Origin of the sequence: Prevotella melaninogenica, from assembly GCF_013267595.1 — a bacterium.
GTDB classification, from domain to species: domain Bacteria; phylum Bacteroidota; class Bacteroidia; order Bacteroidales; family Bacteroidaceae; genus Prevotella; species Prevotella melaninogenica_D.
On the sequence record NZ_CP054011.1, the window covers coordinates 480,650 to 505,104 of the forward strand.

A 24,455-nucleotide genomic window follows, 5' to 3' on the forward strand; every position below is an offset into this window, starting at 1 on the left:
CAAATGTTACTATTAAAGTCGTTGGTGGTAGATATAATGGTAGCTTATTCTCTCTTGCTCACTTCTTTTGTGAGTTTTGCAAAATTCTTAATTGTTTTCGTATCCTTTTTCTTAAACTTTTGATAGCTCTGAAATAAGTAATACACTTTACCACTGAGTACTGATAAAAAGGTGTTTTTTCTTAAAACTAATTTTACTGTCACTTCTGTCATTCAATGTTGTCATATAATGCCTTGGCTTACAGTATAGATACATGAAGTGTTAAAAGTGACAGCAAATTAAAAATAAACTTATTCTTGTAGGAAGTATAGTAATATCTCTTGTTAGAGAGCCTTTGTTACTACATATATCTAAGGAATTATTTATTTTTCCTTTACCGTAATATTTCTTTTCAGACCCTCGTATTTAACTCGCTTAACAGCAGATCCTTTAAATAATCGTTGATAATCTTCAACGGTTAGATTATGCCACTTCTCTTTGCTCATACTGAGAAGCTCAGGCTTAGGTTGGAGAGCTGGTTCTGTATTTGGTGTTGCAAAGCGATTCCAAGGACATGCAGTTTGGCATCGATCACAGCCATATATTGTATCACCCATATGGCTTTTTGCTTCGTCAGATAGTTCTCCACGATTTTCAATCAGTTGATATGAAAGACATCGTTCGGCATGGAAATCTTCATCAGGGATGATTGCACGAGTAGGGCAGGCATCAATACAACGATGGCAACTTCCACATCGGTTTGATATTGCTTCATCGTATACATCAACATCAAAAGGTAAGAAAATCTCACCCAAAAAGAACATAGAACCTGCATGAGGAATGATGAGCTGATGATTGCGTCCTACCCATCCAAGTCCTGCCTTCTGTGCCCAATAGCGTTCAAGGACAGGAGCAGTGTCACAGAAGCAACGTACTGAGGGTTCTTCGCCTTCTTCTTGTTTGGGGAGTTGCCACCGTTCTATTATCTTTATCGCTAATTCCCTCATCTTTTGCTTCATTAGGTCATGATAATCTAAACCAAGTGCGTAAGCTGCTATTTGATACTCGCCTTTAGGTAGCTGTTGAGCTGGAGCATAGTTGAGAGCAAGTGAAATGATACTCCGTACACCAGGAACGAGAAGTCGTGGATCAAGTCGTTTCTCTAAGTAGTTTGTCATATATGCCATTGAAGCCTCTTCTCCATTCTCCAACCATTTACGATATTTCTGTGCTACTGCTTCATCAACAGGTGCTGCCTTTGCTATGCCACAAGCAAAGAATCCCATGGAGTGTGCTAAAGATTTTATTGTTGATGATTGGACAACAATTGAATCTTTCTTATTTACGTTAGGGCTTAAAGCATCTATTGATGACATATAATGAGTTTAAATTTCCTTATAGAAAGAAAGGGGGTAATTAGATGATAGTAAAAGGAGATACATGAACTAATACTGCAATATTTTTATTTTTTATACCATAGAGGAATGTGTGATTAAAAGGTTTCGGCAGGGTCATCAGGGAAGACTTTAAACTCATAACCTTGGTTTTTAAGCCATTGCAATGATTCTGGGAGTGCTGTACGAAGCTTGTCAATACTTTTGAGAGAGTCATGAAATGTGATGATAGACCCATTACGAGCATATCGCTTTACATTGTTTACAACATCTGCAGCTGATAACCATTTAGAATAATCACGTGTTACAAGGTCCCACATAACAACACGATAATTTTGTTTTACCCACCAATATACTGTATGGCGTAACCATCCGTGGGGTGGACGGAAATAAGGAGTGTTGAGAAGTGCATCTGCCTTAGTAACATCTACAGCATAGGTTAGTGTCCAGTGTCTGAAAGAACCAAGATGATGATAAGTATGATTTCCCACTTTATGTCCACGACGTATTACTTCCTCATAGATTTCTGGATGTTTTCTTACATTGTCAGCAACCATGAAGAACATTGCCTTTGCATTGAATTGGTCAAGTATGTCGAGAATAAATGGTGTTGCTTCGGGTATTGGTCCATCATCAAATGTGAGATAAACGGAGTGATCGTTCTTGTCCATACGCCAAAGAGCGTGTGGATAAAAGATACGTAGCCAGCGTGCAGGTTGTTCTATTAGCATATTATTGGATACTCCCTAAACTTTTTTCTCAATGACTGAGAAAGAATCTGTACTTTAATATTATTATCGTCTATTCAACTAAGAGCTTGTTTGTGTAAAGCTAAGAGTGGATAGTGTAAAGCAAAAAGCCAGAGTTTGGCTGTCTTTAAGGACAACCAGATTCTGGCTTTTAGTTTTGAATCTCTTTAATAGGATTATAGTAATCCTACATCAATGCACCACCTCTATTTTTGAATCTTACAAAAAGATTGTCAAGCTGGGTTGCATGTTTGTTTGCCCATTCACGATCAGCTTGTTCATTCTCGTTAACAAGATTCATCATAATCTGGAAATTCATCTTACATGAACTCTGAGACATATTGAAGAGACGAGGATTAAGACTCAAATAGTAGTTTACATACTGAAGTGAAATCTTCCACAAATCATCATACATCTGGCGTGCCTTTACTTTCTGACCAAGTAATGCGTATGCACGTGCCATATCTGATGAACCACTCATGTAGCTGATTGGCACGTTATAGCTTGGTATTTCCTTCTCAGCCTTCTGTAATACTTTCAACGCTTTAGCCTTCTCACCCTTTGCAATGAGGTGAAGTGCAAGGTCAGCCATCTCACGGCGATGTGTATAGCACATACGAGCTACAGTTTCATCGATGTAAAGTCCTGGCTTGCTAAGACCACCCCATTTGAAGCGATTCATCATGACATCATAAGTCTTCTCTGTATCGAAGTTACGCATATTGATGCCAGTAGAATTTGCATTGTCCATTGTAGAGAATGGAGTAATACGATTTACGAGACCTTCTTGAATGAAGTTTTCACCTAAGTTCATAAAGTTCTCAGCTCCAACGGTTACAGCTACATAGAGAGGACGTGTCCAGTTACAGTTAGCAATCATCTCAAGCATCATCAAGTCATTCTTGTATAAAGCTTGTTTTCCTGCCAATGAGATAACCATTCGATCTGGAATAGAATCACCTGGACGCATCATACCACTGCGACGAACAGCCTCCTTATCGATAGTCATGTAGATGGTATCAGTAGGGATAACATGGCTGTCAGCATTCTTTGAGCGTACCCAATACTTGAGAATATTCTTTAATTCAAATGGGTCGTCACCAAATTGTGCCTTTGCTGAAACAGGATCCTGCTTATAGAACTCTCGTATTTGTTCCTTGAATTCTGGTTGAATCTGTACATACTCATTTGTTCCACTTACATAATCAAGGCGTGGCCATGATATAGGTACACTTGGTGAGTTGTATGCTGGACGGCGCATTTGATCGATGTACCAGTCTGTCTGCAGATAAGAAAGGTTACAAACACGTGTATCTGTACGCACTCCCTCAACCTCTTGGTTATACCAAAGTGGGAAGGTATCGTTGTCACCATTCGTAAAGATAATAGGATTACCCTTCTGCTGTAATGAATTAAGATAGTTCTGACCAAAGTCACGGCAAGTATATCGACCTGAGCGATCGTGGTCATCCCATGTTTGAGATGCCATCTGGATAGGGACAAGCAGACAAACAAGTGAGATGACAGAGGCTGATAATACTGGTGCAACCTTGAGTTTACGTGCCCAGTCGTAGAGTGCCAATACTCCTAATCCACACCAGATAGCGTATGCATAGAATGAAGCAGCATAAGCATAGTCACGTTCACGTGGCTGACTTGGTGTCTGATTCAGGTAGATAACAATGGCAAGACCAGTCATAAAGAACAAGAAGAATACGACCCAGAACTGTTGTATACCACGTTTTCCACGCCATGCCTGCCAGAAAAGACCGATTAATCCGAGCAATAATGGTAGACAATAGAAGACGTTGTGTCCCTTGTTTGCTTTCAACTCATCTGGTAACAAGTTTTGGTCACCATAAAGCGAATTGTCAATGAATGATATACCTGTAATCCAGTTACCATGTTCTGGTTCACCGTTACCTTGAATATCGTTCTGTCGTCCTGCAAAGTTCCACATGAAGTAACGCCAGTACATGAAGTTACACTGGTAAGAAAGGAAGAACTTTAAGTTTTCCCATTGTGTAGGCATCTTTACGCCATCAACATCATGTCCAGTAATACCACCCATCCACTGTTCGTATAGACCAGCAGAACCAGGGTTGTACATACGTGGGAATAACATATTCTGTTCAAAAACCTGTGTTGCTTTATGACGAACAATGAAGTAAGAGTCTTTCTCGTCTTTAGACGCTTTCTCCTTACGTTCATAGACCGGAGCACCCTCATCAAACTTATAGTGCATACCGTCTTCTGCAACTGCAGGCTGACTTGAATATGCCTGTCCGTAGAGTAATGGATGGTCACCATACTGGTCACGACTCAGATAACTACCCAAAGTAAAGATATCCTCTGGTGAATTCTGATCCATTGGTGGATTGGCTGTTGAGCGTATAACGATTACAGCATATGAAGAGTAGCCGATAAACAACATCAGCATACAAAGCAAAGCTGTATTCTTTATGCGTGAAGAAACAAGTGCAACACGCTGCTTCTTGCCATCTTTGTTAAATGGACGCTGCCACTGAAGCAGTACGTAAACGAGTGCAAGTACGACAAGTCCAGTAAAGAATGCTGTCCATCCATAGCCATAGAATGGAATACCAATCAATCCCAGTGCTGCCAAGAATGCTATATTCTGACGGCGTGGGTTCTTATCCTGATATGTCTCATAAATGCCCCAAATAAAAGAAGCAATGAGTAAGGCAATATAAATAATGGTACCCGTGTTGAATGGCATGCCAAGTGTATTCGTGAAGAACAACTCAAACCAACCACCTACTGTGATAATACCTGGAACAACACCATACAGAACGGCTGCAACGAGGACTACAGAGAGGAGCAAGGCAAAGAGTGAACCCTTCAAGTTTGCATCTGGCACCTTCTTATAATAGTAAACCAGTGCAATGGCTGGAATACAAAGGAGGTTGAGTAGGTGCACACCAATAGACAGACCAGTCATATAGGTAATCAGTATCAACCAACGGTCAGAATGAGGTTTGTCTGCATTATCTTCCCATTTCAATATAAGCCAGAAAACAACAGCTGTAAACGCTGATGAATAGGCATATACCTCGCCCTCAACTGCTGAGAACCAGAAAGTGTCACTGAAAGTATAAATCAGTGCACCAACAAGGCCTGCACCTTCGATGGCGATATTTTTTGCAAGTGAAGGAGCTTCACCATCACGCACAATCAGTCTACGTGAGAGGTGGGTAATGGTCCAAAACAGGAACATGATACACGTTGCCGAAAGCAATGCGCTCATGGTGTTAACCATACGTGCTACCTCTGTTGGGTCGCTTGCAAAATGTGAGAAGAGATTGGCTGTAAGCATAAAGAATGGTGCCCCAGGAGGGTGTCCAATCTCCAGTTTATAGCCTGTTGTAATGAATTCGGGACAGTCCCAGAAACTGGCTGTCGGTTCAATTGTGGAACAGTAGACGAAGGCTGCAATAAAGAATGCAAGCCATCCGACGATGTTGTCCACCAGTCTGAATTGTTTCATTTATACGATTAGAATTTACTGTCTACTCATCTTTCTCGGATAAGCAGAGATATTTATTTCGAAATAATCACTGCAAAGATAATAATATTAATCAAAACAACATAAAGAGAGTGGAGAAATTATAATAAAATGTGATGAAAAGAACATGACTAACGTTTTGAATTGACTTTATTTGCTTGGGTTAAAGCATAAAGGTAAGATTATGTAAGTGTGTTTTTATGAAGTTTTACACTCGAATAGAAGGATTATTTTACACATCTTACAAGAGTATTTTTTATTTTAAGTTGCTGTCACTTTTAACATTTCATGTAATACCACTGTAAACTAATAAGTTATATGATGATTTTGGATGACAGTAGTGACAGCAAAATTATTTTTAGAGAAATACTTTGTTCTCTGAATACTGAAGTTGGGCGCATTAAAGTGCATTCGGTTAATATAGATATACCAATAAGTTTTAGGGAAGCACAAATGATTGTGTTTAAGAAGGATGACTAAACTATTCGAAAGTTTGATATGAGTATTCATTCTTTTTCATCTTGATATAAGTTTGCATATAGAAACTTTAAAATACTTGTAGTGTTGCTTAGCACATATTGTGCTGTTGGTAAGCACCATTGGTGCGAACTACTAACACCAATGGGATGGAGTACTTTTCACTTAGCTATAAGTTGTCAAATTGGACTGGAATGATAAAAAAAACAAAGGGTATGGTTGTCTTGCTGTCAAAGGATACACGAAGTAGCAGTTTGTTGCCCAATACACATCTGCCTCTTACATGATTGAAAACACGACTAATACCCTGCATTCTCACGCTATTCTCCCCAAGCATGGTGTCATCTATAATGAAAGGCGAGATAACAAGTGACTGATGCCAAACTTGCCAAAAAGATGAAATAAATCATCACTCATTCGAGTTTTAACATTCAAAAGTTTGGATAACTCGCTTATTTTCTTTATTTTTGCTTCCATAATAGTTTTATTGTTTTGTCTTTAAAATCAGTTCTTTAGCGATTACTAATTTACAAAGGAAATTCGACAAACTGTTTTTTCTATCTTATTTATTAGGGTGGGAAACTTTAGATAAGCAAACAAACAAATGCAATGCAAACAGCCAATGCTGCTGTTATAAATGCATTTACACCAGGTTCTATAGATTATAGCAATGGAGCAGATCAATGGGATGGTTCAGAACAAGCAATGATTCCTAAGGAGTTTCAGAATAAGCCATCAAATGGTACTTTTATGTATAAAATGAACGTCATGGGGTGGAGTATGCATGGGGTGGAGTATGCATCGTGGAAGAATGCTGTAAATAAAAAAAATGGTAATGGATTATTTAATGTTCCGCAGAAAAAAACTGCAGGATACAATTATGGAGGTATGAAGAATAAGGGAAGAATTAGGCTTACTTCCACTGCACAATATGGATTAACTATTTTTTGGAGGACTCTAAAATGATTTTATTTTCAAATTTATGGCTTCGAAGAGTATTTTTTTGCATTTTATTTTCTTCTTGTCTGGTAGATAATAAAGCTCAAAATGTCTGGAAACTTTATTACAATACAAAAGAAGTCCAGATTAGGAGTTATACATCTAAAGGACAGTTGAGACATCTTGTGCAAAGCGATAGCGATGGGAATAAGGCCGATTCTGTAATTTATAAAAAGAATATTTATGTTTATTCTTTTGCAAAAACAAAAGTGTACAAGAACTCTGATCTTCGTGTCATAAATTTCTATTCTAAATTTAAACTGCATAAGGAGACTTTTTTGTCTCCTTATGTTAAACATGCATTCCTATTAGAGGAGTATATTTCTGATTTGCAAGACATCTATGAATCCATTCTTCCGAATGGTGATGAAGTTTCAGATCATATATCGATTTCTATAAATAAAAATAGCACCCATATAACATTTCGTAATCTGAATTGTCGTTTTAATGTTTTATTTAGTCCTGTAATATTACAATCTTATTTGTCCTACGATATAATAAAAGACATAAAGCTATATACTAAATTCGGAAGGCTCTCGAAAATAAGTTATATTTTGGAAGGGCATATTCTCAATATCTTTTTTAATTATAAACATAATTCAATTAAGATAGTAATAGAATCATTATCATCCTATGATGATAGAAAAGATGAATATATTTATGAATGGAAAAGAGATACGTAGGGTCTTGCTAATTTAATATAACTAAAGTTTCCCACCCCTTAAAACACTAACTTTTCTCATTTTCCTTTGTCTGTCGTCCTTCATATCCATTGCCTTTTAACACATGACTAACTGAGGTTATGCAGTGTTCCATATACATCATCCCATTTTTCCAATGCTTCAGCCATTACAAGGATTTTGCTCAACTCTTTGTCGTTGCCGCTGATTGTAGGTATAAGGTGTTGGAGCGTCACCCCAAGCGTTTCTCCTAAAACACGAAGAATGTGTTCAATACAGGCAAGAGCTCTCTTCCATAACATGAGTGCCATGAGGTCGTCCTCCATATCTGAAAAGAGTTCGTCCATGGTTTGATATTCTGTGAATCTCTTTTCCAAAGCCATGACGGTATATGTAAGGTAACACAGCGTTGCGTCGGCTATCTGACCATTGAAGTCGCAACCTTGATAACCACCTAATCCGAGATACAGCTTAGTTTCCTTTTTCCCCTTTTTCTGATGCAGTGAAAAATCACAGGGGATGGTTGTCTTGCCGTCAAAGAAGCAGAAAGTAACAGTTTGTAGCCCAATACGAACCTGTCTTTTACATTGTCGAAAACTTTAGGTATGTGATTTTATTGGTAAGTAGGGCGAGTTTTTTAACAGCGTTGTGTGTCAAATATGTTTTGTGGATACTTAGATTTATTTTTGAATGTTGCAGCATGAAATCTATGAAGAATAATATAAACAAATACGGACACACATAAGCGTGTGTCCGTAAATGATTTTAAGGTGTTAGACGTGAAGTCTGTCAACCCTATTAGTAAGTTAAAGCGTTTTTACAATAATGTCTGTTATGCGTTCTTGGTTTCAGTAACCGTTTCTTTACATAACTTCTCATTTGTTGTATTAACTGTATATTTATCTTCTCCTGCATAGAAACGGCGGTGTGCTTCCTCTTGGCGAGGTACAGAGAAGTTACTAATACGTTTCATGTAACCAATGATGCGAGTGAGATAATCAACATTCTTAGAATGGCAATGTGGACATTCGTGCATATAACGTTTGTCGATATGACCGCAGTCATTGCAGATAGTGTTTGGAATGTTGAATGTGAAGTAGTTGCAACCTTCCTGTGCAGCGACACGCAACAACTGACGATACTGTGGCTCAGAGAGGTGCTCTTCGAGGTTCATGTGAAGTGCAGAACCACCAGTTAGATGTTCTATATAAGGTGCTCCGTGTAGTTTGAACTTGTCAAGAATCGTCAACGAGTTGTCCTCAACGCGATAGAAATAGCTGTTATAGCAATTGCGTGGAACAAAATACCCATCTTCAGAGTCCCATTTAGCATGTTTTACTCCGACATTCTCTGCAGGAATCATCTCGCAGTTGAACATAGCTTCCTTTGTACGGAAAGCCTTATTCTGTGTTTCTATCAATCCAAGTACAGTCTGTACGAACTTCTTATAATCTTCATTCGGTGTGATGTCAAGTCCCATGAATTCTGCTGCTTCTACAAGACCATTGATACCAATAGTGAGATACTGGCGATCAATGTTGATGTATCCAGCATCAAAGAGTGGAAGCATGTGATTACGCAGCAACTCCTTGAGGTTTTCATTGTATGCTAATTGTACCTTATGACATAACTCGATAATATGCGTCAGATACTCCTTGTAATCAAGGTTGTTGTTGACTGCATACTGAATACAGCGATTGAGGTTGATTGTCAATACACTCTTTGATCCAGTTGAGACACCACCAGCACCGAGTGTATAAGAGAAGCCGTTATCTTGAATCTCATTACGTAGACGGCAGCATGAACTGAGTGAGTCAGCATTATCGCTCATGTATGTGAAGAAACTATGTCCCTCAGAATACATCTTAGCGGCAAAGTCACCCCATTCCTTATCCTTGCAGTCACCATTCTCTGCTAACAAAGCCATTGTTTCTACAGGGAAGGTGAGAACAGTCTTTAGACGCTCTTGGTTAAACCAAATCATAAAGCGTTTCTGTAACCACGAAAGACTCTCCCAATCTGGCTGTGATCCATCTGGGAAATAGAAGTTTCCGAAGAGTGACTCGAAGTATGGGCGGTCATAATAAGAAATGTTCCAGAATACTGCTTGATAGTTGCGAGCACCTGTAGGCTGGTTCAGTGAATAAACTATCTGTTCAAAGTAATCAGTAATTACCTTATCAATCGTACGCTTTCTTAGGCTAAGATCAACAACTTCATCAGCACGCTCCCAGTAGTCTTTACCATATTCCTTTTGGATAAAGTAGTTCATGTACATCAAGAATTCTGGCGTAGCGCAAGCTCCAGCGAGCATAGATGACACCATGAATACCATATTAATAAAGCCACCACAGAAACTTTTCAGATTTGTTGGCGCTGTCGAATTGCCACCAATTGAATTTGTACCTCCAATAAGCCAAGGGTACATAGTGATGGATGCACAATAGTTGGCGAGGTTTGTCTCGTCATTCTTATATATAAAATGGTGGTTTAGAAGGTCAATGTACTCATCAGCCAAGTCCTTACCATACATCTTCTTAATACGATCAACAAGTAGTCTGCGGTTGAGACGAATAAATCCTTGCTTAGGAAGTTCGCCAATAAGTGTTGCAATGTTCTTATGTTCAACATTTGCATTGGCATCAAATTTTGACCCCGTAGCAGCATTTGATGCAACACAATAGTCAGAAAGAAACTTCATCTTTTCAAGAGTTTCACGGTCTTCTGTGTGTTGCTGACGATAGACGATGAAACTTTTTGCTACTTGATAATAGCCTTCTTTCATAAGTGCCAACTCAACCTGATTCTGGATGTCTTCTACCTTGATGTCGTTTTGAATATTCAAGTTAGCGATGATTTTTGATAAAGTACCCAAATCAGTAGGTTCGTTGACGCTTTCGAATGCCTTGAGAATAGCATTCATAATTTTGTCGAGGGAGAACCGATCCTTTGACCCATCACGTTTTGTGATTGTAAAGTTCTTCATTTCCATTGCTTATTTTATCTTTTTAGGTGTTTATAACTCTGTTGTTACTGTCTATCAGAAGGTGTAATTTTAATACACTATATTTGTGTGAAAGTTGTCAGTTTTGGATAACTTTTTTATTTTTTTTCTTCAAAAGTTTTCCATTTTGATAAACTTTCTGTTGCAAATTTATATAAAACTATTCATTTGGCAAAAATTATTTGGGCTAAAAAATATTGGATAAATTACTAATTTTCTGTACTTTTATGCTTGGAATCTTGGTGGAGAAAGGGATTGATGTTTATTTCATTTTGAAGAAATATTTTTTGAGGGAAGTATTCTAAAGTCTAAGAAAATAAAAGATGTTCGGAAACAATACCATAGTAATAAGAATTATACATATTGTAATCTAATGACCGATTTGGGTTTAAGTTAAGTCTATAATGATCTTTTTAGAATGACGCTTACATCATTAAGGTAGTTAGTTAAATATAGATATTATTTCGTGGCTGTTATTTGTGTTACACATATAAATAATGTAATTTTGCAGGTGGAAACAATAAAGTTATGAAAGATATATCATTAATAGCCTTTGATGCAGATGATACTCTGTGGGAGTGTCAAACTTATTTTGAGGCGGTAGAGAAAGAGTATTGTGAGCTATTAAAGTCATACGCCTCAGCCGATGAAATTTCTAAAGCTCTTTTTGCTGTTGAAACAGCAAATATGCCACTTCTGGGTTATGGGAGTAAGGCTTTCTTATTATCTTTATTGGAGAATGCAATAGAGGTAAGTGGGGGAAGGTTAAAAGCAGATGAGGTTGAGAAGATTATAAAATTAGGTAAAGAACTTCTCCAATTACCAGGCAAGCCAATGGATGGAGTTGAAGAAACTTTGAAGGTTTTACGTGAGAGAGGAGAATACCATTTAGTTGTCTTTACAAAAGGTGAACTGCTTGATCAAGAAAACAAGTTTCATCGTTCAGGCTTAAAGCCATATTTTGATGATATTATAGTTGTTTCAGATAAGACAGAGGCATCTTATTACCAATTGTGTGAGAGGTTTTCCATTAATGTTGAGCAGTTATTGATGGTAGGTAATTCTTTTCGTTCGGATATAGAACCCGTATTAAAACTTGGTGGTTGGGCAGCTCATATACCTTTTCATACAACATGGCAGCATGAAGTTGTAGAGGAGTATAAACACTCTCATTTGTTAAAGTTGGAGTATTTTACACAGTTGAAGCAAGTTTTGTAAACTTGTTTTGCTTTTACTTGCTGAAACTTTTGTAATTATTTCATTATATGTCGAATATTTTGTGTAAGTTTGCAGATCGATTATTATGAGGAGATAAAATACTTTTTAAACAAATAGTAAGTTAGATGTTAGCACCACAAATAGAATATTCAGACCGAGAAGAGCGAATTGAGTTTATTCAAGAACGTTTCCATTGTAAGGCACCTTCGTGTGGCGGTTGTGGCTCATGTAATCTTCCTGATGGTGTACCAGCAGCAGAATATTTTGCTGATTACATTGATGGTAAGGTTGAATTTATCAAACTCGCTGCGAAGATTTGGGAGTAGGGGGCTTTCTCCTACTTGACAATGTAATACCAAGATAAATATAGTCTTGATAGTTTAAGGTTCTTACAGAAGTCTTTTTAAATTATTTTAGAACCTCCATTAAAATCCAATTGACCATTAGAGCTAAACATGTTTTGTTCTTATCGAGCAAATTGTATGTCCTTTGGACGCAGGCGTAGCGGGCTACGTCAAGGCGCAAAGGCGGACAAGGCGTCGATAAGAAAATAAAAGATGATAGGAATAATGGGTCAGTCCTATTGTTGCCTAATTATCAGGAACTTCTTTTGTGCCTTATAATGCAAAAAAGGTATGCCTCACGACATACCTTCTTCTGTGTTCTTAGTCATTCTATTAATTTGAGCCTCTTGTCGGATTCGAACCAACGACCCCGAGATTACAAATCACGTGCTCTGGCCAACTGAGCTAAAGAGGCGGGGTGGACAAGCGATTCCTATCGCACCGCTACAACCTTCTGCCCTTGCTACGTTCCCGTCCTGGGGGATTCAAAGGGAGCTGGTCGTAAGAGACTTGCCCGTCTAATGCTTTACCATTGCTGTTAAAGCGGGTGCAAAGATACATAAATTATTTATTTCTGACAAAGAGAAATCAAAACTTTTTCTGTTTTTAACAAAAAAACATAAATTTGGCAGTGTACTACATTATTTATAATAAATATTCCGTACTTTTGTATCATGATTTACGAAGATTTTAAACAACTGACAGCTTATACCCGTTATGATGGTATTTATCTTGCTATCATTTGGGCAGCAAGTTTCGCATGCTTGTTGGGTATAACCATTCTGCCAGTTTTGGCACAATTTAGTTTTTTACTCTCTATTTCAACTCCTTTCTTTGTTGCTTATCGATTGAAGATTTTTCGTGAGGAGGGACGTAATGGAGTTATATCTTTTCGTTGTAGTCTTTTTTATTGTGTACGTGTTTTCTTTAATGCTGCAATTATCTTTAGCTTGCTGCAATGGCTTTATATGCACTATCTTGATAATGGGAAATTACTCATGATGGTTACTAATCTCTATTCCAGTAACGAGGGAAAAAGCACTCTCGCAGCTATAGGTGTTCCATATGACCAATTTATTGCAGCGTTGCCAGAGGCTTTTCAACCCTACTCGTTAGCCTCAAGCACTTTTGTTACTGCCGTAATGTTAGGTGGCTTATGCTCTCTATTTATTGCAGCTATTATGTCTAAGAAAGGCAAGAGACAGATGTCTTAAATTTAAACTTAATAAACTCCTCATTTCTAATAGAAAACTCCTAATACAGAATATGGATATATCAGTAATTATTCCTCTTTACAATGAGGAAGAAAGTTTACCAGAATTACACGCGTGGATTCAGCGCGTGATGAACGCTAATGGCTTCACGTATGAAATAATATTTATCAATGACGGCTCTAAAGATAAGAGCTGGGATGTCATAGAGGATTTACATCATAAAGATGAGGAACATGTTCATGCGATAAAGTTCCGTCGTAACTATGGTAAGAGTCCTGCGCTCTACTGTGGCTTTAATGCTGCTCAAGGTGATGTTGTTATTACGATGGATGCAGACTTGCAGGATTCTCCTGACGAGATACCAGAACTTTATCGTATGATAATGGAGGAGAAGTACGACCTTGTTAGTGGTTATAAGCAGAAACGTTATGATCCATTGACAAAGACTATACCAACAAAACTTTTCAATGCTACGGCACGTAAGATTAGTGGTGTACATAATTTGCATGACTTTAATTGTGGTTTGAAAGCCTATCGTCGTGATGTAGTGAAGAATATTGAGGTATATGGTGAGATGCACCGTTATATCCCTTATCTTGCAAAAGAGGTAGGCTTCGCACGTATAGGTGAGAAGGTTGTACAGCATCAAGCACGTAAATATGGTAAATCAAAGTTTGGAATTAATCGTTTCTTCAATGGTTATCTTGACTTATTGACACTCTGGTTTCTCACCAACTTTGGTAAGAAGCCAATGCATGTCTTTGGCTTGATGGGCTCGTTTATGTTCTTCATTGGTTTTATAGCATTCCTTTGGCTGATTGTAGAAAAGGTTATTATGCTTGTTAATGGTGTATATGGTGACCTACTCTCTGACCATGCTTCCTTCTTTATTGCTCTTGTTGCGATGGTAATGGGTACACAGCTTTTCCTTGCTGGTTTTATTGGCGACCTTATCAGTCGCAGTAATCCACGCAGAAATGATTATCAGATAGAGAAAGAAATGTAGGAGAAGTCTTCTTTTCTGTAGGTTTTGATAGATGTTTACAGCAACAGTCCCTTTATATGTCATACTTAATGGAGAACTGTGAGGATAAGTTTGAAAACTCTTATCAACTGACGTTACTTTATTTATAGAATTCAATAGGAAATGAACTATAGCAAGATTAAACATATAGTAAGTAAAACTCTCTTGATTACTCTTCTCTTTGGAGGAGCAATCTGGATGGGTTCTTGTTCCGACATAGACTGTCCTGTAACCAATGGTGTATGGGCTAATTATGTTGTACAGGGCGATACTTTACACGACACACTTACTATCTCGGCAATACGTGAGAACAAAACAGATACGATTTTGTTAAATAAACAAGTTAACACGACAAAGTTTAGTTTGCCAATGAGCTATAGTGGCGATAGTGACAAGTTACGTTTTGTCTTCACAAATAAGGCTGGGGTAACAACTGTTGATACTGTTACGGTGTCAAAGACGAATATAAGTCATTTTGAGAGTGTTGACTGTCCGCCAGCATGCTTTCATACCCTTACTGCCGTATCAGCAAAGGGTACACGAGTGAGTCAGGTTGAAATCAGTAATCCTAATGTTGATTATGATGGTACGAAAGAACATATACTTATCACTTTTACTAATCCTTAATGTATTATTCCTGTTGTGCCCAACTACAGCTAATGCGCAACACCGACCATCTTTGCCAAAGGTAAAGGAGGATAGTATTCCTTTCTTTAGGGGAGCAGCAGTGGGTGTAGATCTCGTTGGACCTGCTATGCGTTGGCTTGCATCATATGGTCAGTATGAAGCTTTGCTACGAGTAAATCTCAAGGATAGATATTTCCCTGTAGTTGAAGTAGGTGTAGGACAGGCTGATAAGACTGATGAAACAACAGGAACGAACTTTAAGACGAGTGCACCTTATGGACGAGTGGGCTGCGACTTTAATATGCTTAAGAATAAGCATGACGATTATCGCTTCATGGTGGGTGGTAGAGTAGGCTACACTTCGTTTAAGTATGATGTTCTTAGTCCAGGACTTGCTGACCCTATTTGGGGAACACAATCCTCTTATGGTGCTCTTGGTAATAAGGGAAGTCAACTTTGGGCAGAACTCGTTGGTAGTGTTGATGCTAAGATTTTAGGCCCTATTCGTATGGGTTGGAGTGTTCGTTATAAACTCCGTGTAGCTCATAAGATGGGAGAAATAGGTGAAGCTTGGTATGTTCCTGGCTATGGTCGTGGTGGGTCATCACAGCTTGGTGCCACCTTTAATGTACTTTTTGAACTATAATGAGATAGTTATTTAGAAGTCAGAGAAAACTTGTTGTTAGTTTCTCTAATAGTTTTTACTAATGGACGTACTGCCTGTGCGTCCTAACTGTAAAAGTTATTCCATTCTAAATCTAACTTTCTCTTAACTCTTAATAAATAAAAACATTATATGAATAAGAAAAAACTATATTGGCAAATTCCTTTTCTTCTTGTGTTGATAATCGGTTCAATAGCTATTGTTCGTTGTCAGCGTTCAATGCCATATCAGCATAACAAGGGATTTATCTTTGGTACAGTTTATAATATTACCTATCAAAGCAATGAAGATCTTCAGCCGCAGATAGAAGCAGAATTGAAGAAGGTAAATCAAACCTTCTCTACTTTTGAAGCTAATTCGTTGATTTCACAGATTAATCAAAACAAACCTGTGAAGGTGAATGAGATGTTTCGTGAGGTGTTTACACTCGCTGAGTCTATTTCTAAAGAAACTGATGGAGCTTTCGATGTCACAGTTGCTCCAATGGTAAATATGTGGGGCTTTGGTTTTAAGACTGGTCAGCATCCTTCTAAGCAGGCTATAGATAGCTTGCATCAGGTTGTAGGATATCATAAGGTGAAGCTTGTTGGTAACACAATTCAGAAGACAGATAAGCGTGTTATGCTTGATTGTTCTGCAATTGCTAAGGGCTATGGCTCTGATATTGTTGCTCGTTTCTTACGTCGTAATGGTATTAAAAACTTTATGGTGGAGATTGGTGGTGAGATTGTTACGATGGGTAATAGTGAACAGCGTCTGCCTTGGAAGATTGGTGTTACAAAGCCAACAGATGATAGCGTGAAGGTTAATCAAGAGATACAGACGGTATTGAATGTTACGGATAAGGCTATGGCAACGAGTGGTAACTACCGTAATTTCTATTATAAAGGTGGAAAGAAATATGCTCATACCATTGATCCAAAGACTGGATATCCTGTACAGCATTCACTCCTTTCTGCAACAGTCTTAGCTAAAAACTGTGCTACAGCTGATGCTTATGCTACTTCGTTTATGGTAATGGGTATCGAGAAAGCACGTAAATTACTCGAACGTCATCCAGAGTTGATGGCTTACTTCATCTATTCTGATGCGAAAGGTAATTTGCAAGTATGGTATAGCCCTTCAATGAAAGGAAAAGTTGTTAAATAAAAGTATAGCCGCTTTCTCTCTTGAGAAGGCGGCTATATATGTTTTTTTATTACTATGCTCCAACTCTACGATAAACTTCTCGAACTCCCACTTTTCATCGGTATTAGTACGGATGAATTGTCAGATATCGTAGGGCAAACAAAGTTTGGCTTTCATAAACTTATTGCAGACAAACCGCTTGTAAGCATGGATGATAAATGTACACAGCTATTCTTTCTAATGAATGGTACACTTCGTGTGATAAGTCATGCTGACAACCATCGTTATCGTATAGAGGAAGAATTGTCGGCACCAGCAGTTATTCAGCCCGAACACTTCTTCGGACTTATGCAACGCTATACAAAGGATTTTATAGCGCAGACAGATTGTAGTCTGCTTTCGTTGGATAAGTCAGAGGTGTTACGTCTACTTGATAATTATCTTATTTTCCGCCTTAATCTTCTCAATAGTATTTCTATGCAAGCACAGCGAATGAGTCATATCCCATGGAGGCAACAGCCCAGTGACATTCGCCAGCAGTTTGTTAATTTTTTACGTCTTCGCTGTCTTACACAAGCAGGTCGTAAAGTGTTAAGGATAACGATGGAAGACCTTGCTCAAGAGTTACATCAAAGTCGTCTTAATATCTCTCGTTTGCTCAATGCTTTACAATGTGATGGGCTGTTAACAATGAGTAGGGGAATTATTACTATTCCGCAGTTGGAAACCTTAAGAGGATAGATGTCTTCTCTTATATTATTTTACTAATATTTAATTTGATATTAGTACTATTCAGTTACTTTTTCTATATTAATTTGTTATTAATTCCTTATTGTTTAAGTGCAACAATGAGTTTCTTTTACTCCCTTTTTTACACGTGTTGATAATTAGCACATATGGTGCTGGGGCTTAGCACATCTCGTGCTGATGGTAAACACCAATCGTGTTGGGCGTTAATCAGCTTATTATTTCTTAATGTTTTTTATCATCTTGTCGGCATCTTGTATTGTCTTTGTAAATATGACGTAGCTCGCTATGCCTTCGTTACAAAGACAGACAAAAACAGAATCAGATTAGTTTCTAATGAGTCAATTTGGGTTTAAGTTGTAGAGACTTATTACTCTACATGTAATATAGAAACAAAATTGCGTTAAATTCCACCTCTTTATATAGTATATTTCCTTTTTTTGAGTTATCTTTGTAAATTAAATTAAGAGAAAGTAGAAAAAGAAATGATAGATAATATAACAGGGGAGAAAGAGCGTATAAATCCTTTCTTCCTACCTTATGATACACCGCATTACACGGTACCTTTCAACCGTATTACTCTTGCTGATTATGAAGAGGCAATGATGGAAGGTATTCGCCGTGAGGACGAGCAGATTGAGAAGATTATTAATAACCCCGATGAACCAACCTTTGAGAATACGATTATACCAGAGGATGAGGTTAAAGGACGTAAGCATTACTATGATCTTCTGAGTCGTGTGGAGAGTGTATTCTTTAATATGCTCAGTGCTGAAACAAATGATGAAATGGACGCTTTGGCACAGAAGATGAGTCCTATTCTCACTAAGCATGGTAATGATGTTAGTTTAAATCCTAAGATTTTCGAACGTGTCAAGTATGTCTATGAACATCATGGAGAGTTGACACCAGAGGAAAATTGTCTGTTGGAGAAAAGTTATGAGGGCTTCGTGCGTAGTGGTGCCTTGTTGGATGAAGCTGGAAAGGACCGTTTGCGCAAGCTTACTGAGGAAGCCTCAATGCTATCACTGCAGTTCTCACAGAATGTTTTGAAGGAGAATAAAGCATATACTCTGCACATTACTGATGAGCAACAGCTTGATGGACTTCCTAATACCGCACGTGAAGCGGCACACGAAGCTGCAAAAGAACATGGACTAAAAGGCTGGGTATTTACTTTGGATGCCCCAAGTTATGGCCCATTTATGATGTATAGTACTCAGCGTGAACTGCGTAAAGAGCTTTATATGGCGCGCAACACGCTCTGTATAAAAGACAACGACACAAACAACCTTGAACTTTGTAAGCGTCTGATAAATCTTCGTAGAGAGATGGCTCAACTTCTTGGTTATGATACCTTTGCTGACTATGTGATGAAACATCGCATGGCTACGAAGGTTGAGAATGTGTATAAACTTCTTAATGACCTTATTGAGGCTTATAAACCAAAGGCTATTGAGGAGCGTGAGGAAGTAGAAGCTTTAGCTAAGGAAGAAGAGGGTGCCGCCTTTAAGATGGAGCCTTGGGATTTAGCTTATTATAGTCAGTTACTGAAGAAGAAGAAATACGACCTTGATCCCGAGATGCTTCGCCCTTACTTGGAGTTAGGCAATGTAATCAAGGGAGTCTTTGGCTTGGCTACACGTCTTTATGGTATTACCTTCAAAGAGAACAAGGATATACCTGTTTATCATCCAGATGTAAAACCTTATGAGGTTTACGACAAGGACGGTAGTTATTTGGCTGTACTCTATGTTGACTTCCACCCACGTAAAGGAAAGCGTGATGGAGCATGGATGACAGAGTTCCAAGGTCAGTGGATTGAGCGTGATGGTACAAATGTACGCCCACATGCCTCTCTTGTTATGAACTTCTCTAAGCCTACAGAGGATAAGCCTGCATTGTTAAGATTAGGTGAGGTTGAGACCTTCTTGCATGAGTTTGGTCATTCGCTTCACGGTATATTTGCTAACACGCGTTTCGAGAGTCTATCAGGAACCAATGTTTGGTGGGACTTTGTAGAACTTCCTTCTCAGTTTATGGAGAACTTTGCTGTAGAAAAAGAATTCCTCCGTACCTTTGCTTTCCATTATCAGACAGGTGAACCAATGCCCGACGAGTTGATAGAAAAGGTAATAGCCAGCCGTAATTATGGAGTTGCAACAGCATGTTTGAGACAGGTAAGTTTCGGACTCTTAGATATGGCTTATTACACACACAAAGAAGAGTTCACCGAGGATATCATCTCCTTTGAGAAGAAAGCATGGGCACCAGCAATTATTGATGAGCAACGTATGGATACATGTATGACTGTACAATTCTCTCATATTATGGCAGGAGGTTATGCTGCTGGCTATTATAGCTATAAGTGGGCAGAGGTCCTTGATGCTGATGCTTTCAGTGTATTTAAGAAAGAAGGAATCTTTAATCAAGCTACTGCACAGCGTTTCCGAGATAATATTCTCTCACGTGGTGGTACAGAACATCCTATGACTCTCTACAAACGTTTCCGTGGACAAGAGCCAACTATTGATGCGTTGAAAGAGAGAGATGGACTTACGAAAGGGCTGTAATAGTTTTGAAAATCGGATAATAGATAAAGGATAATAGCTATTTTGCTGTTTGTTTCCATGTTTATTTATAAAATCTATCAATAGAATGAATAACGAACATATATCAAAACACTCATCAGCATCTTCTTCTTTAGAGGGAAGAGGTAAGGCTGCTGTTGACTATCGTTACCTTCGTATGGCACGTATTTGGGCTGAGAATTCTTATTGCAAACGACGTCAGGTTGGTGCCTTGGTTGTGAAGGATAAGATGATTATTAGCGATGGCTATAACGGTACACCGAGTGGTTTTGAAAATATATGTGAGGATGAATCTGGCGTAACAAAGCCATACGTCCTCCACGCTGAAGCCAATGCTATTACGAAACTTGCCCGAAGTGGTAATAATAGTGAAGGTTCAACGCTTTACGTAACAGCTTCTCCTTGTATTGAATGTGCAAAGCTCATTATTCAGGCAGGTATTCGACGAGTTGTTTATGCAGAGAAGTATCGTCTTACAGATGGTATAGACTTACTGACAAGAGCTGGAGTTGAAGTAGAGTATATAAGTCTTGAGGATGGCAGTAGTTCTTCTTCAGCGTCTTTATAAACAAGAATAAGAATTTGAGTAAACTGTTGGAGTATAATCAAATAGGTCTCATACCTAATATAGTTTATCCCCACTGTTAATAAAACAAAGTATAACAAGTATTTATCGAATCCCTCTTGGTGCTTTCATCTTATCTGGAAGAGTGGGGGTTAGGCTTTTATGAATCAGAGTAAAAACAATCATTTCATGCCGTTACTGATGGCACTATGTGTTGTCGTCGGTATTCTTATTGGTACTTTCTATGCCAATCATTTCTCAGGTAATCGTCTAAATATCATTAATAGTGGTAGTAGTCGACTTAGTAATCTGTTGCATATCATCGATGATCAGTATGTTGATTCTGTTAATATCGATGAACTTGTTGATAAGGCTATTCCTGAGATTCTGTCAGAGCTTGACCCACATTCTGTCTATATCAGTGCAAAGGATGTGCAGCTGGCTACGGATGACTTGAAGGGCTCTTTCTCAGGTGTTGGAATTGAATTTACTATTCGTCAAGATACATTGCGTATACAGAATGTTATCAAGGATGGACCTGCAGACAAGGCTGGTTTGTTAGCGGGTGACAAGGTTGTTAGTATCAATGGTAAATCGTTTGTTGGTAAAGATGTTACAAATGAGGAAGCTATGCACCGTCTTAAGGGTCCAAAGGATTCGAAGGTAAAGATTGGTGTTAAGCGATATGGTGAAAAGGGAGTAAAGATGTTCACGGTAACACGTGGTGATATTGCTGTGAAGAGTGTCTCTGCTGCATATATGCTTAATGATACAACAGGCTATATTCGTATCAAGAGTTTTGGTGAAAGAACTTATGCGGAGATGTTAGCAGCTTTGCAAACTCTCAATATTCGGGGTGCAGATCACTTGGTTATTGACCTTCGTGATAATGGAGGTGGTATCTTGGAGTCTGCTGTACAGATGGCTAATGAGTTCCTTCCAAAGAATCGTCTGATTGTATATACACAAGGTAGAAAGAGTCCTCGTGTTAATTATCGTAGTGATGGTAAGGGAAGCTATCAGCATATTCCAATGGTTGTACTTATCAATGAGGGTTCGGCTTCTGCTGCAGAGATCTTCGCTGGTGCTATGCAAGATAACGATCGTGCAACGATTGTTGGTCGTCGTTCCTTTGGTAAGGGATTGGTACAGCAGCAAATTCAGTTTAATGATGGCAGTTTGATTCGATTGACGATAGCACGTTATTATACTCCTTCAGGACGTTGTATCCAAAAGCCATTCAAGCCTGGTGATAATGCTGACTATGAGAATGATATTCTCACACGTTATCAGCATGGTGAGTTCTTCTCTCAGGATAGTATCAAACATGCGGGACCAGCTTATCATACAGTAAACGGACGCACCGTATATGGTGGCGGTGGTATTACGCCAGACATCTTTGTGCCAGAGGATACATCAAAGGTAACTTCTTATTATAAGGAAGCTGTGATGAGTGGACTTATCCTTCAGTATGCTTTCAATTATACTGATAGTAACAGGAAAAAACTCAGTAGCTTTGGGGAAATAAAACCATTGGCAAACTACTTGGAGCATCAGAACCTTGTAGGTGACTTCGTTAACTTTGCAGAAAAGAACGGATTGCGCAGACGTAATTTGATGATTATGCGTTCACACTCACTTCTGCAGGATTATCTTAACAGTCGCATCATTTATAATATACTTGATGAGCAGGCTTGGATAGAGTATGTGAACCGTGACGATGCAACTGTAAAAGAGGCTATCAGAGTGTTCCATATGCCTTCTCTACTTTTGCTTAAACCAAAGCAGAAGGCTCTGAAGCATTCAGATTCCCTACGTAAAACAATCCCTCTACGTCGATGATACAGTTTGATAAAAAGTCCTTACGGAAAGAAGTGAGGACACGAAAGAAACTGTTTTCTACAGAAGAGTTGATAAAGGAGTCACGTCCACTTATCCAGCGAGTACTCAATCACCCACGTCTTCAAAGTGCTAAGACAGTTCTTCTGTATAATTCGCTGCCTGATGAGGTTTATACTCATGACCTCATCAAGCAACTTCATAATGAAGGAAGGACTATTCTTCTTCCTGTTGTCATCAGTGATACCGAAATGGAACTTCGACTCTATCGTAATCCAAATTCCTTTGAAACGAGTAGTTATGGAATACTTGAGCCTATAGGTGAAGCTTTTACGGATTTCTCTTCTATAGAATTTGCGCTCATTCCAGGCATGGCTTTTGATAAGGAACGGAATCGTCTTGGACGTGGAAAAGGTTATTATGACCGTTTTCTTCCTTTGCTCACAAATGCATATAAGGTTGGTATCTGTTTTCCTTTTCAGTTCCTTCCAAACATACCAACTGAAGAGACAGATATAAAGGTAGATGAATGTATCTACTAAGATTATGAGAATCTGTGGAAAAATCACTTTACTATAAGTCAAAAAGATAGTGTATTGTATCTTTAGAATTTATAGATAATGTCAAAAAATATTCTTGCAATAAAAGTAGTTAGTGCTTAATTGGATTCCAATTAAGCACTAATTGTATTGTAAAAGGTGCCCTTTTGAGGTCTAACTAACGCCCTTTTGAAAGCCAACTAAGCACTTTTTCTTATGCTGCATTGTAAGATATTGAATTACAGTTGGTTACAGGTGTGTTAAAGAAAGCCGTTTTATATCGTCTTCTAACAGGCTTTGTAGAATAAAATGTAAAATAAATTCTAACTTTAAAAGCCGTAAAAGTGAGGTTGTATAGCTGCTTTATGGTGACAGATGATATAGTGTTTCAGTGCTACCTCTCTAAAGTCTTTGTTTCGAAAATATTTGTATTAAACCAAGTCTTCGTATGCTTGGTTCATTTCATTCATGAGATGTTCAAAGTTATCAGAGTTTAATGATACCTTTCTGAACATCATTTCCAAATTCTCCTCTTCAAACTTTACAGGCTCTTCATGCAGAAGTGTCATCATTCCAGCAATCATCAAACGGTATACAGTTGCCTGGTGCAATCCATTAATCTCTGTCTTTGCTTGTGTTACTCCAGCTGCATAGGCTTGCATTTGTACACGAACGATAGAGCGGATAGCCAGTGAAACAGGAACGTTGTTTTCATGTGCTAAAGTAGGGCAATCAGCAAAATAGTCTTCAGCAGACTGTAAATGTCCGTCAAGCAGAGCAAACATCTGTTTTTGATATTCGGCTGTTACAAGGTCATATAACTCCTTACTCCCACAGGCATAACGCAATAAAATCTTTGCAGAAGTTGTCTCAGAGAAATGACGTCGCTTCATATCTTCTGCCACAGTATCAAGGTCTGAGTAGTTCAGACGGATAAGGACAGGAAAGAGTACAGATACGAAATGACCTGAAAGGTTATCAAAATTGTTAACTAATAATTGCTTGTATTCCTTTGGTTCTAATCTTTTCTTCCCTGGATATAAGGCATCAGCCAGTCCCGAGAAGAAAGCATGAAAGTAGCCCCTGACCATTACAGAGGCTACTCTTGAGCGGTTTATTTCCGTTATTTTCATATATTATTTTTCTA

18 protein-coding genes, 1 tRNA gene and 2 pseudogenes are annotated in these 24,455 nt (G+C 38.4%); 13 read left to right on the forward strand and 8 right to left on the reverse strand.

The features are described from left to right. Positions 1-362: 362 nt before the first annotated feature. The 4 genes and pseudogenes from queG to FIU21_RS07235 form a co-directional block, all read right to left on the reverse strand. Complete coding sequence (queG, locus tag FIU21_RS07220; RefSeq protein WP_004360872.1) at positions 363-1,355, reverse strand: tRNA epoxyqueuosine(34) reductase QueG; 993 nt, start codon at positions 1,353-1,355, stop codon at positions 363-365. Between the two features lie 116 nt (positions 1,356-1,471). Beyond that, a complete protein-coding gene (locus FIU21_RS07225) occupies positions 1,472-2,104 on the reverse strand; it encodes a polysaccharide deacetylase family protein (protein WP_004360873.1) in 633 nt (210 codons plus the stop codon). 205 nt (positions 2,105-2,309) lie between these two features. After that, positions 2,310-5,630 (reverse strand): glycosyltransferase family 117 protein, encoded by a 3,321-nt coding sequence (locus FIU21_RS07230; protein ID WP_004360874.1) that lies wholly within the window; start codon positions 5,628-5,630, stop codon positions 2,310-2,312. Between the two features lie 697 nt (positions 5,631-6,327). Continuing rightward, a pseudogene (locus tag FIU21_RS07235) lies at positions 6,328-6,602 on the reverse strand (RNA-binding protein); the annotation flags it as partial. Positions 6,603-6,734: 132 nt separating this feature from the next. Here FIU21_RS07235 and FIU21_RS07240 point away from each other — a divergent pair. Further along, positions 6,735-7,091, forward strand: coding sequence for a hypothetical protein (locus tag FIU21_RS07240; RefSeq protein ID WP_004360875.1), 357 nt, complete (start codon positions 6,735-6,737; stop codon positions 7,089-7,091). Positions 7,092-7,914: 823 nt separating this feature from the next. On the opposite strand, the pseudogene FIU21_RS07245 reads toward FIU21_RS07240, so the two are convergent. After that, positions 7,915-8,286: pseudogene (locus FIU21_RS07245) on the reverse strand (IS4 family transposase); the annotation flags it as partial. 350 nt (positions 8,287-8,636) lie between these two features. After that, the gene (gene nrdD, locus FIU21_RS07250; protein ID WP_036886637.1) at positions 8,637-10,796 is read right to left on the reverse strand and encodes an anaerobic ribonucleoside-triphosphate reductase; all 2,160 of its coding nucleotides are present in this window, start codon (positions 10,794-10,796) and stop codon (positions 8,637-8,639) included. Between the two features lie 540 nt (positions 10,797-11,336). On the opposite strand from nrdD, the gene FIU21_RS07255 reads away from it, so the two are divergent. Beyond that, complete coding sequence (locus FIU21_RS07255) at positions 11,337-12,026, forward strand: HAD family hydrolase (RefSeq protein WP_004360879.1); 690 nt, start codon at positions 11,337-11,339, stop codon at positions 12,024-12,026. Positions 12,027-12,151: 125 nt separating this feature from the next. Next, positions 12,152-12,352: a hypothetical protein gene (locus FIU21_RS07260; RefSeq protein ID WP_004360880.1), complete on the forward strand. Its 201-nt coding sequence runs from the start codon at positions 12,152-12,154 to the stop codon at positions 12,350-12,352. Positions 12,353-12,711: 359 nt separating this feature from the next. On the opposite strand, the gene FIU21_RS07265 is transcribed toward FIU21_RS07260, so the two are convergent. Beyond that, positions 12,712-12,785, reverse strand: a tRNA-Thr gene (locus tag FIU21_RS07265). A gap of 259 nt (positions 12,786-13,044) precedes the next feature. Here FIU21_RS07265 and FIU21_RS07275 point away from each other — a divergent pair. The 10 genes from FIU21_RS07275 to FIU21_RS07320 all read left to right on the forward strand — a co-directional run bounded on the left by FIU21_RS07275 (position 13,045) and on the right by FIU21_RS07320 (position 23,311). Beyond that, positions 13,045-13,584: a DUF4199 domain-containing protein gene (locus FIU21_RS07275; RefSeq protein ID WP_004360881.1), complete on the forward strand. Its 540-nt coding sequence runs from the start codon at positions 13,045-13,047 to the stop codon at positions 13,582-13,584. A gap of 52 nt (positions 13,585-13,636) precedes the next feature. Then, complete coding sequence (locus FIU21_RS07280) at positions 13,637-14,590, forward strand: glycosyltransferase family 2 protein (protein WP_004360882.1); 954 nt, start codon at positions 13,637-13,639, stop codon at positions 14,588-14,590. A gap of 141 nt (positions 14,591-14,731) precedes the next feature. After that, positions 14,732-15,235 (forward strand): DUF6452 family protein, encoded by a 504-nt coding sequence (locus FIU21_RS07285; protein ID WP_036886639.1) that lies wholly within the window; start codon positions 14,732-14,734, stop codon positions 15,233-15,235. Then, positions 15,189-15,881: a DUF6048 family protein gene (locus FIU21_RS07290; protein WP_155812514.1), complete on the forward strand. Its 693-nt coding sequence runs from the start codon at positions 15,189-15,191 to the stop codon at positions 15,879-15,881. Before FIU21_RS07285 ends, FIU21_RS07290 begins: the two co-directional genes overlap by 47 nt. Before the next feature lie 150 nt (positions 15,882-16,031). Beyond that, the gene (locus FIU21_RS07295) at positions 16,032-17,048 is read left to right on the forward strand and encodes an FAD:protein FMN transferase (protein WP_004360885.1); all 1,017 of its coding nucleotides are present in this window, start codon (positions 16,032-16,034) and stop codon (positions 17,046-17,048) included. A gap of 54 nt (positions 17,049-17,102) precedes the next feature. Continuing rightward, complete coding sequence (locus tag FIU21_RS07300) at positions 17,103-17,768, forward strand: Crp/Fnr family transcriptional regulator (RefSeq protein ID WP_004360886.1); 666 nt, start codon at positions 17,103-17,105, stop codon at positions 17,766-17,768. Positions 17,769-18,259: 491 nt separating this feature from the next. Beyond that, the gene (locus FIU21_RS07305) at positions 18,260-20,347 is read left to right on the forward strand and encodes a M3 family metallopeptidase (protein ID WP_004360887.1); all 2,088 of its coding nucleotides are present in this window, start codon (positions 18,260-18,262) and stop codon (positions 20,345-20,347) included. Between the two features lie 85 nt (positions 20,348-20,432). Further along, on the forward strand, positions 20,433-20,933 hold the full coding sequence (locus FIU21_RS07310) for a deoxycytidylate deaminase (RefSeq protein WP_004360888.1): 501 nt from the start codon (positions 20,433-20,435) through the stop codon (positions 20,931-20,933). A gap of 159 nt (positions 20,934-21,092) precedes the next feature. Continuing rightward, a complete protein-coding gene (locus tag FIU21_RS07315) occupies positions 21,093-22,772 on the forward strand; it encodes a S41 family peptidase (RefSeq protein ID WP_004360889.1) in 1,680 nt (559 codons plus the stop codon). Further along, the gene (locus FIU21_RS07320; RefSeq protein WP_004360890.1) at positions 22,769-23,311 is read left to right on the forward strand and encodes a 5-formyltetrahydrofolate cyclo-ligase; all 543 of its coding nucleotides are present in this window, start codon (positions 22,769-22,771) and stop codon (positions 23,309-23,311) included. Before FIU21_RS07315 ends, FIU21_RS07320 begins: the two co-directional genes overlap by 4 nt. A 428-nt stretch (positions 23,312-23,739) precedes the next feature. On the opposite strand, the gene FIU21_RS07325 is transcribed toward FIU21_RS07320, so the two are convergent. After that, on the reverse strand, positions 23,740-24,441 hold the full coding sequence (locus FIU21_RS07325) for a hypothetical protein (protein ID WP_004360891.1): 702 nt from the start codon (positions 24,439-24,441) through the stop codon (positions 23,740-23,742). Between the last annotated feature and the right edge of the window lie 14 nt (positions 24,442-24,455).

Excerpts from the sequence above, each read along its gene's own strand:
- queG (WP_004360872.1), bottom strand. The coding sequence starts at position 1,355 with ATGTCATCAATAGATGCTTTAAGCCCTAACGTAAATAAGAAAGATTCA.
- FIU21_RS07225 (WP_004360873.1), bottom strand. The coding sequence starts at position 2,104 with ATGCTAATAGAACAACCTGCACGCTGGCTACGTATCTTTTATCCACAC.
- FIU21_RS07230 (WP_004360874.1), bottom strand. The coding sequence starts at position 5,630 with ATGAAACAATTCAGACTGGTGGACAACATCGTCGGATGGCTTGCATTC.
- FIU21_RS07240 (WP_004360875.1), top strand. The coding sequence starts at position 6,735 with ATGCAAACAGCCAATGCTGCTGTTATAAATGCATTTACACCAGGTTCT.
- nrdD (WP_036886637.1), bottom strand. The coding sequence starts at position 10,796 with ATGGAAATGAAGAACTTTACAATCACAAAACGTGATGGGTCAAAGGAT.
- FIU21_RS07255 (WP_004360879.1), top strand. The coding sequence starts at position 11,337 with ATGAAAGATATATCATTAATAGCCTTTGATGCAGATGATACTCTGTGG.
- FIU21_RS07260 (WP_004360880.1), top strand. The coding sequence starts at position 12,152 with ATGTTAGCACCACAAATAGAATATTCAGACCGAGAAGAGCGAATTGAG.
- FIU21_RS07275 (WP_004360881.1), top strand. The coding sequence starts at position 13,045 with ATGATTTACGAAGATTTTAAACAACTGACAGCTTATACCCGTTATGAT.
- FIU21_RS07280 (WP_004360882.1), top strand. The coding sequence starts at position 13,637 with ATGGATATATCAGTAATTATTCCTCTTTACAATGAGGAAGAAAGTTTA.
- FIU21_RS07285 (WP_036886639.1), top strand. The coding sequence starts at position 14,732 with ATGAACTATAGCAAGATTAAACATATAGTAAGTAAAACTCTCTTGATT.
- FIU21_RS07290 (WP_155812514.1), top strand. The coding sequence starts at position 15,189 with ATGATGGTACGAAAGAACATATACTTATCACTTTTACTAATCCTTAAT.
- FIU21_RS07295 (WP_004360885.1), top strand. The coding sequence starts at position 16,032 with ATGAATAAGAAAAAACTATATTGGCAAATTCCTTTTCTTCTTGTGTTG.
- FIU21_RS07300 (WP_004360886.1), top strand. The coding sequence starts at position 17,103 with ATGCTCCAACTCTACGATAAACTTCTCGAACTCCCACTTTTCATCGGT.
- FIU21_RS07305 (WP_004360887.1), top strand. The coding sequence starts at position 18,260 with ATGATAGATAATATAACAGGGGAGAAAGAGCGTATAAATCCTTTCTTC.
- FIU21_RS07310 (WP_004360888.1), top strand. The coding sequence starts at position 20,433 with ATGAATAACGAACATATATCAAAACACTCATCAGCATCTTCTTCTTTA.
- FIU21_RS07315 (WP_004360889.1), top strand. The coding sequence starts at position 21,093 with ATGAATCAGAGTAAAAACAATCATTTCATGCCGTTACTGATGGCACTA.
- FIU21_RS07320 (WP_004360890.1), top strand. The coding sequence starts at position 22,769 with ATGATACAGTTTGATAAAAAGTCCTTACGGAAAGAAGTGAGGACACGA.
- FIU21_RS07325 (WP_004360891.1), bottom strand. The coding sequence starts at position 24,441 with ATGAAAATAACGGAAATAAACCGCTCAAGAGTAGCCTCTGTAATGGTC.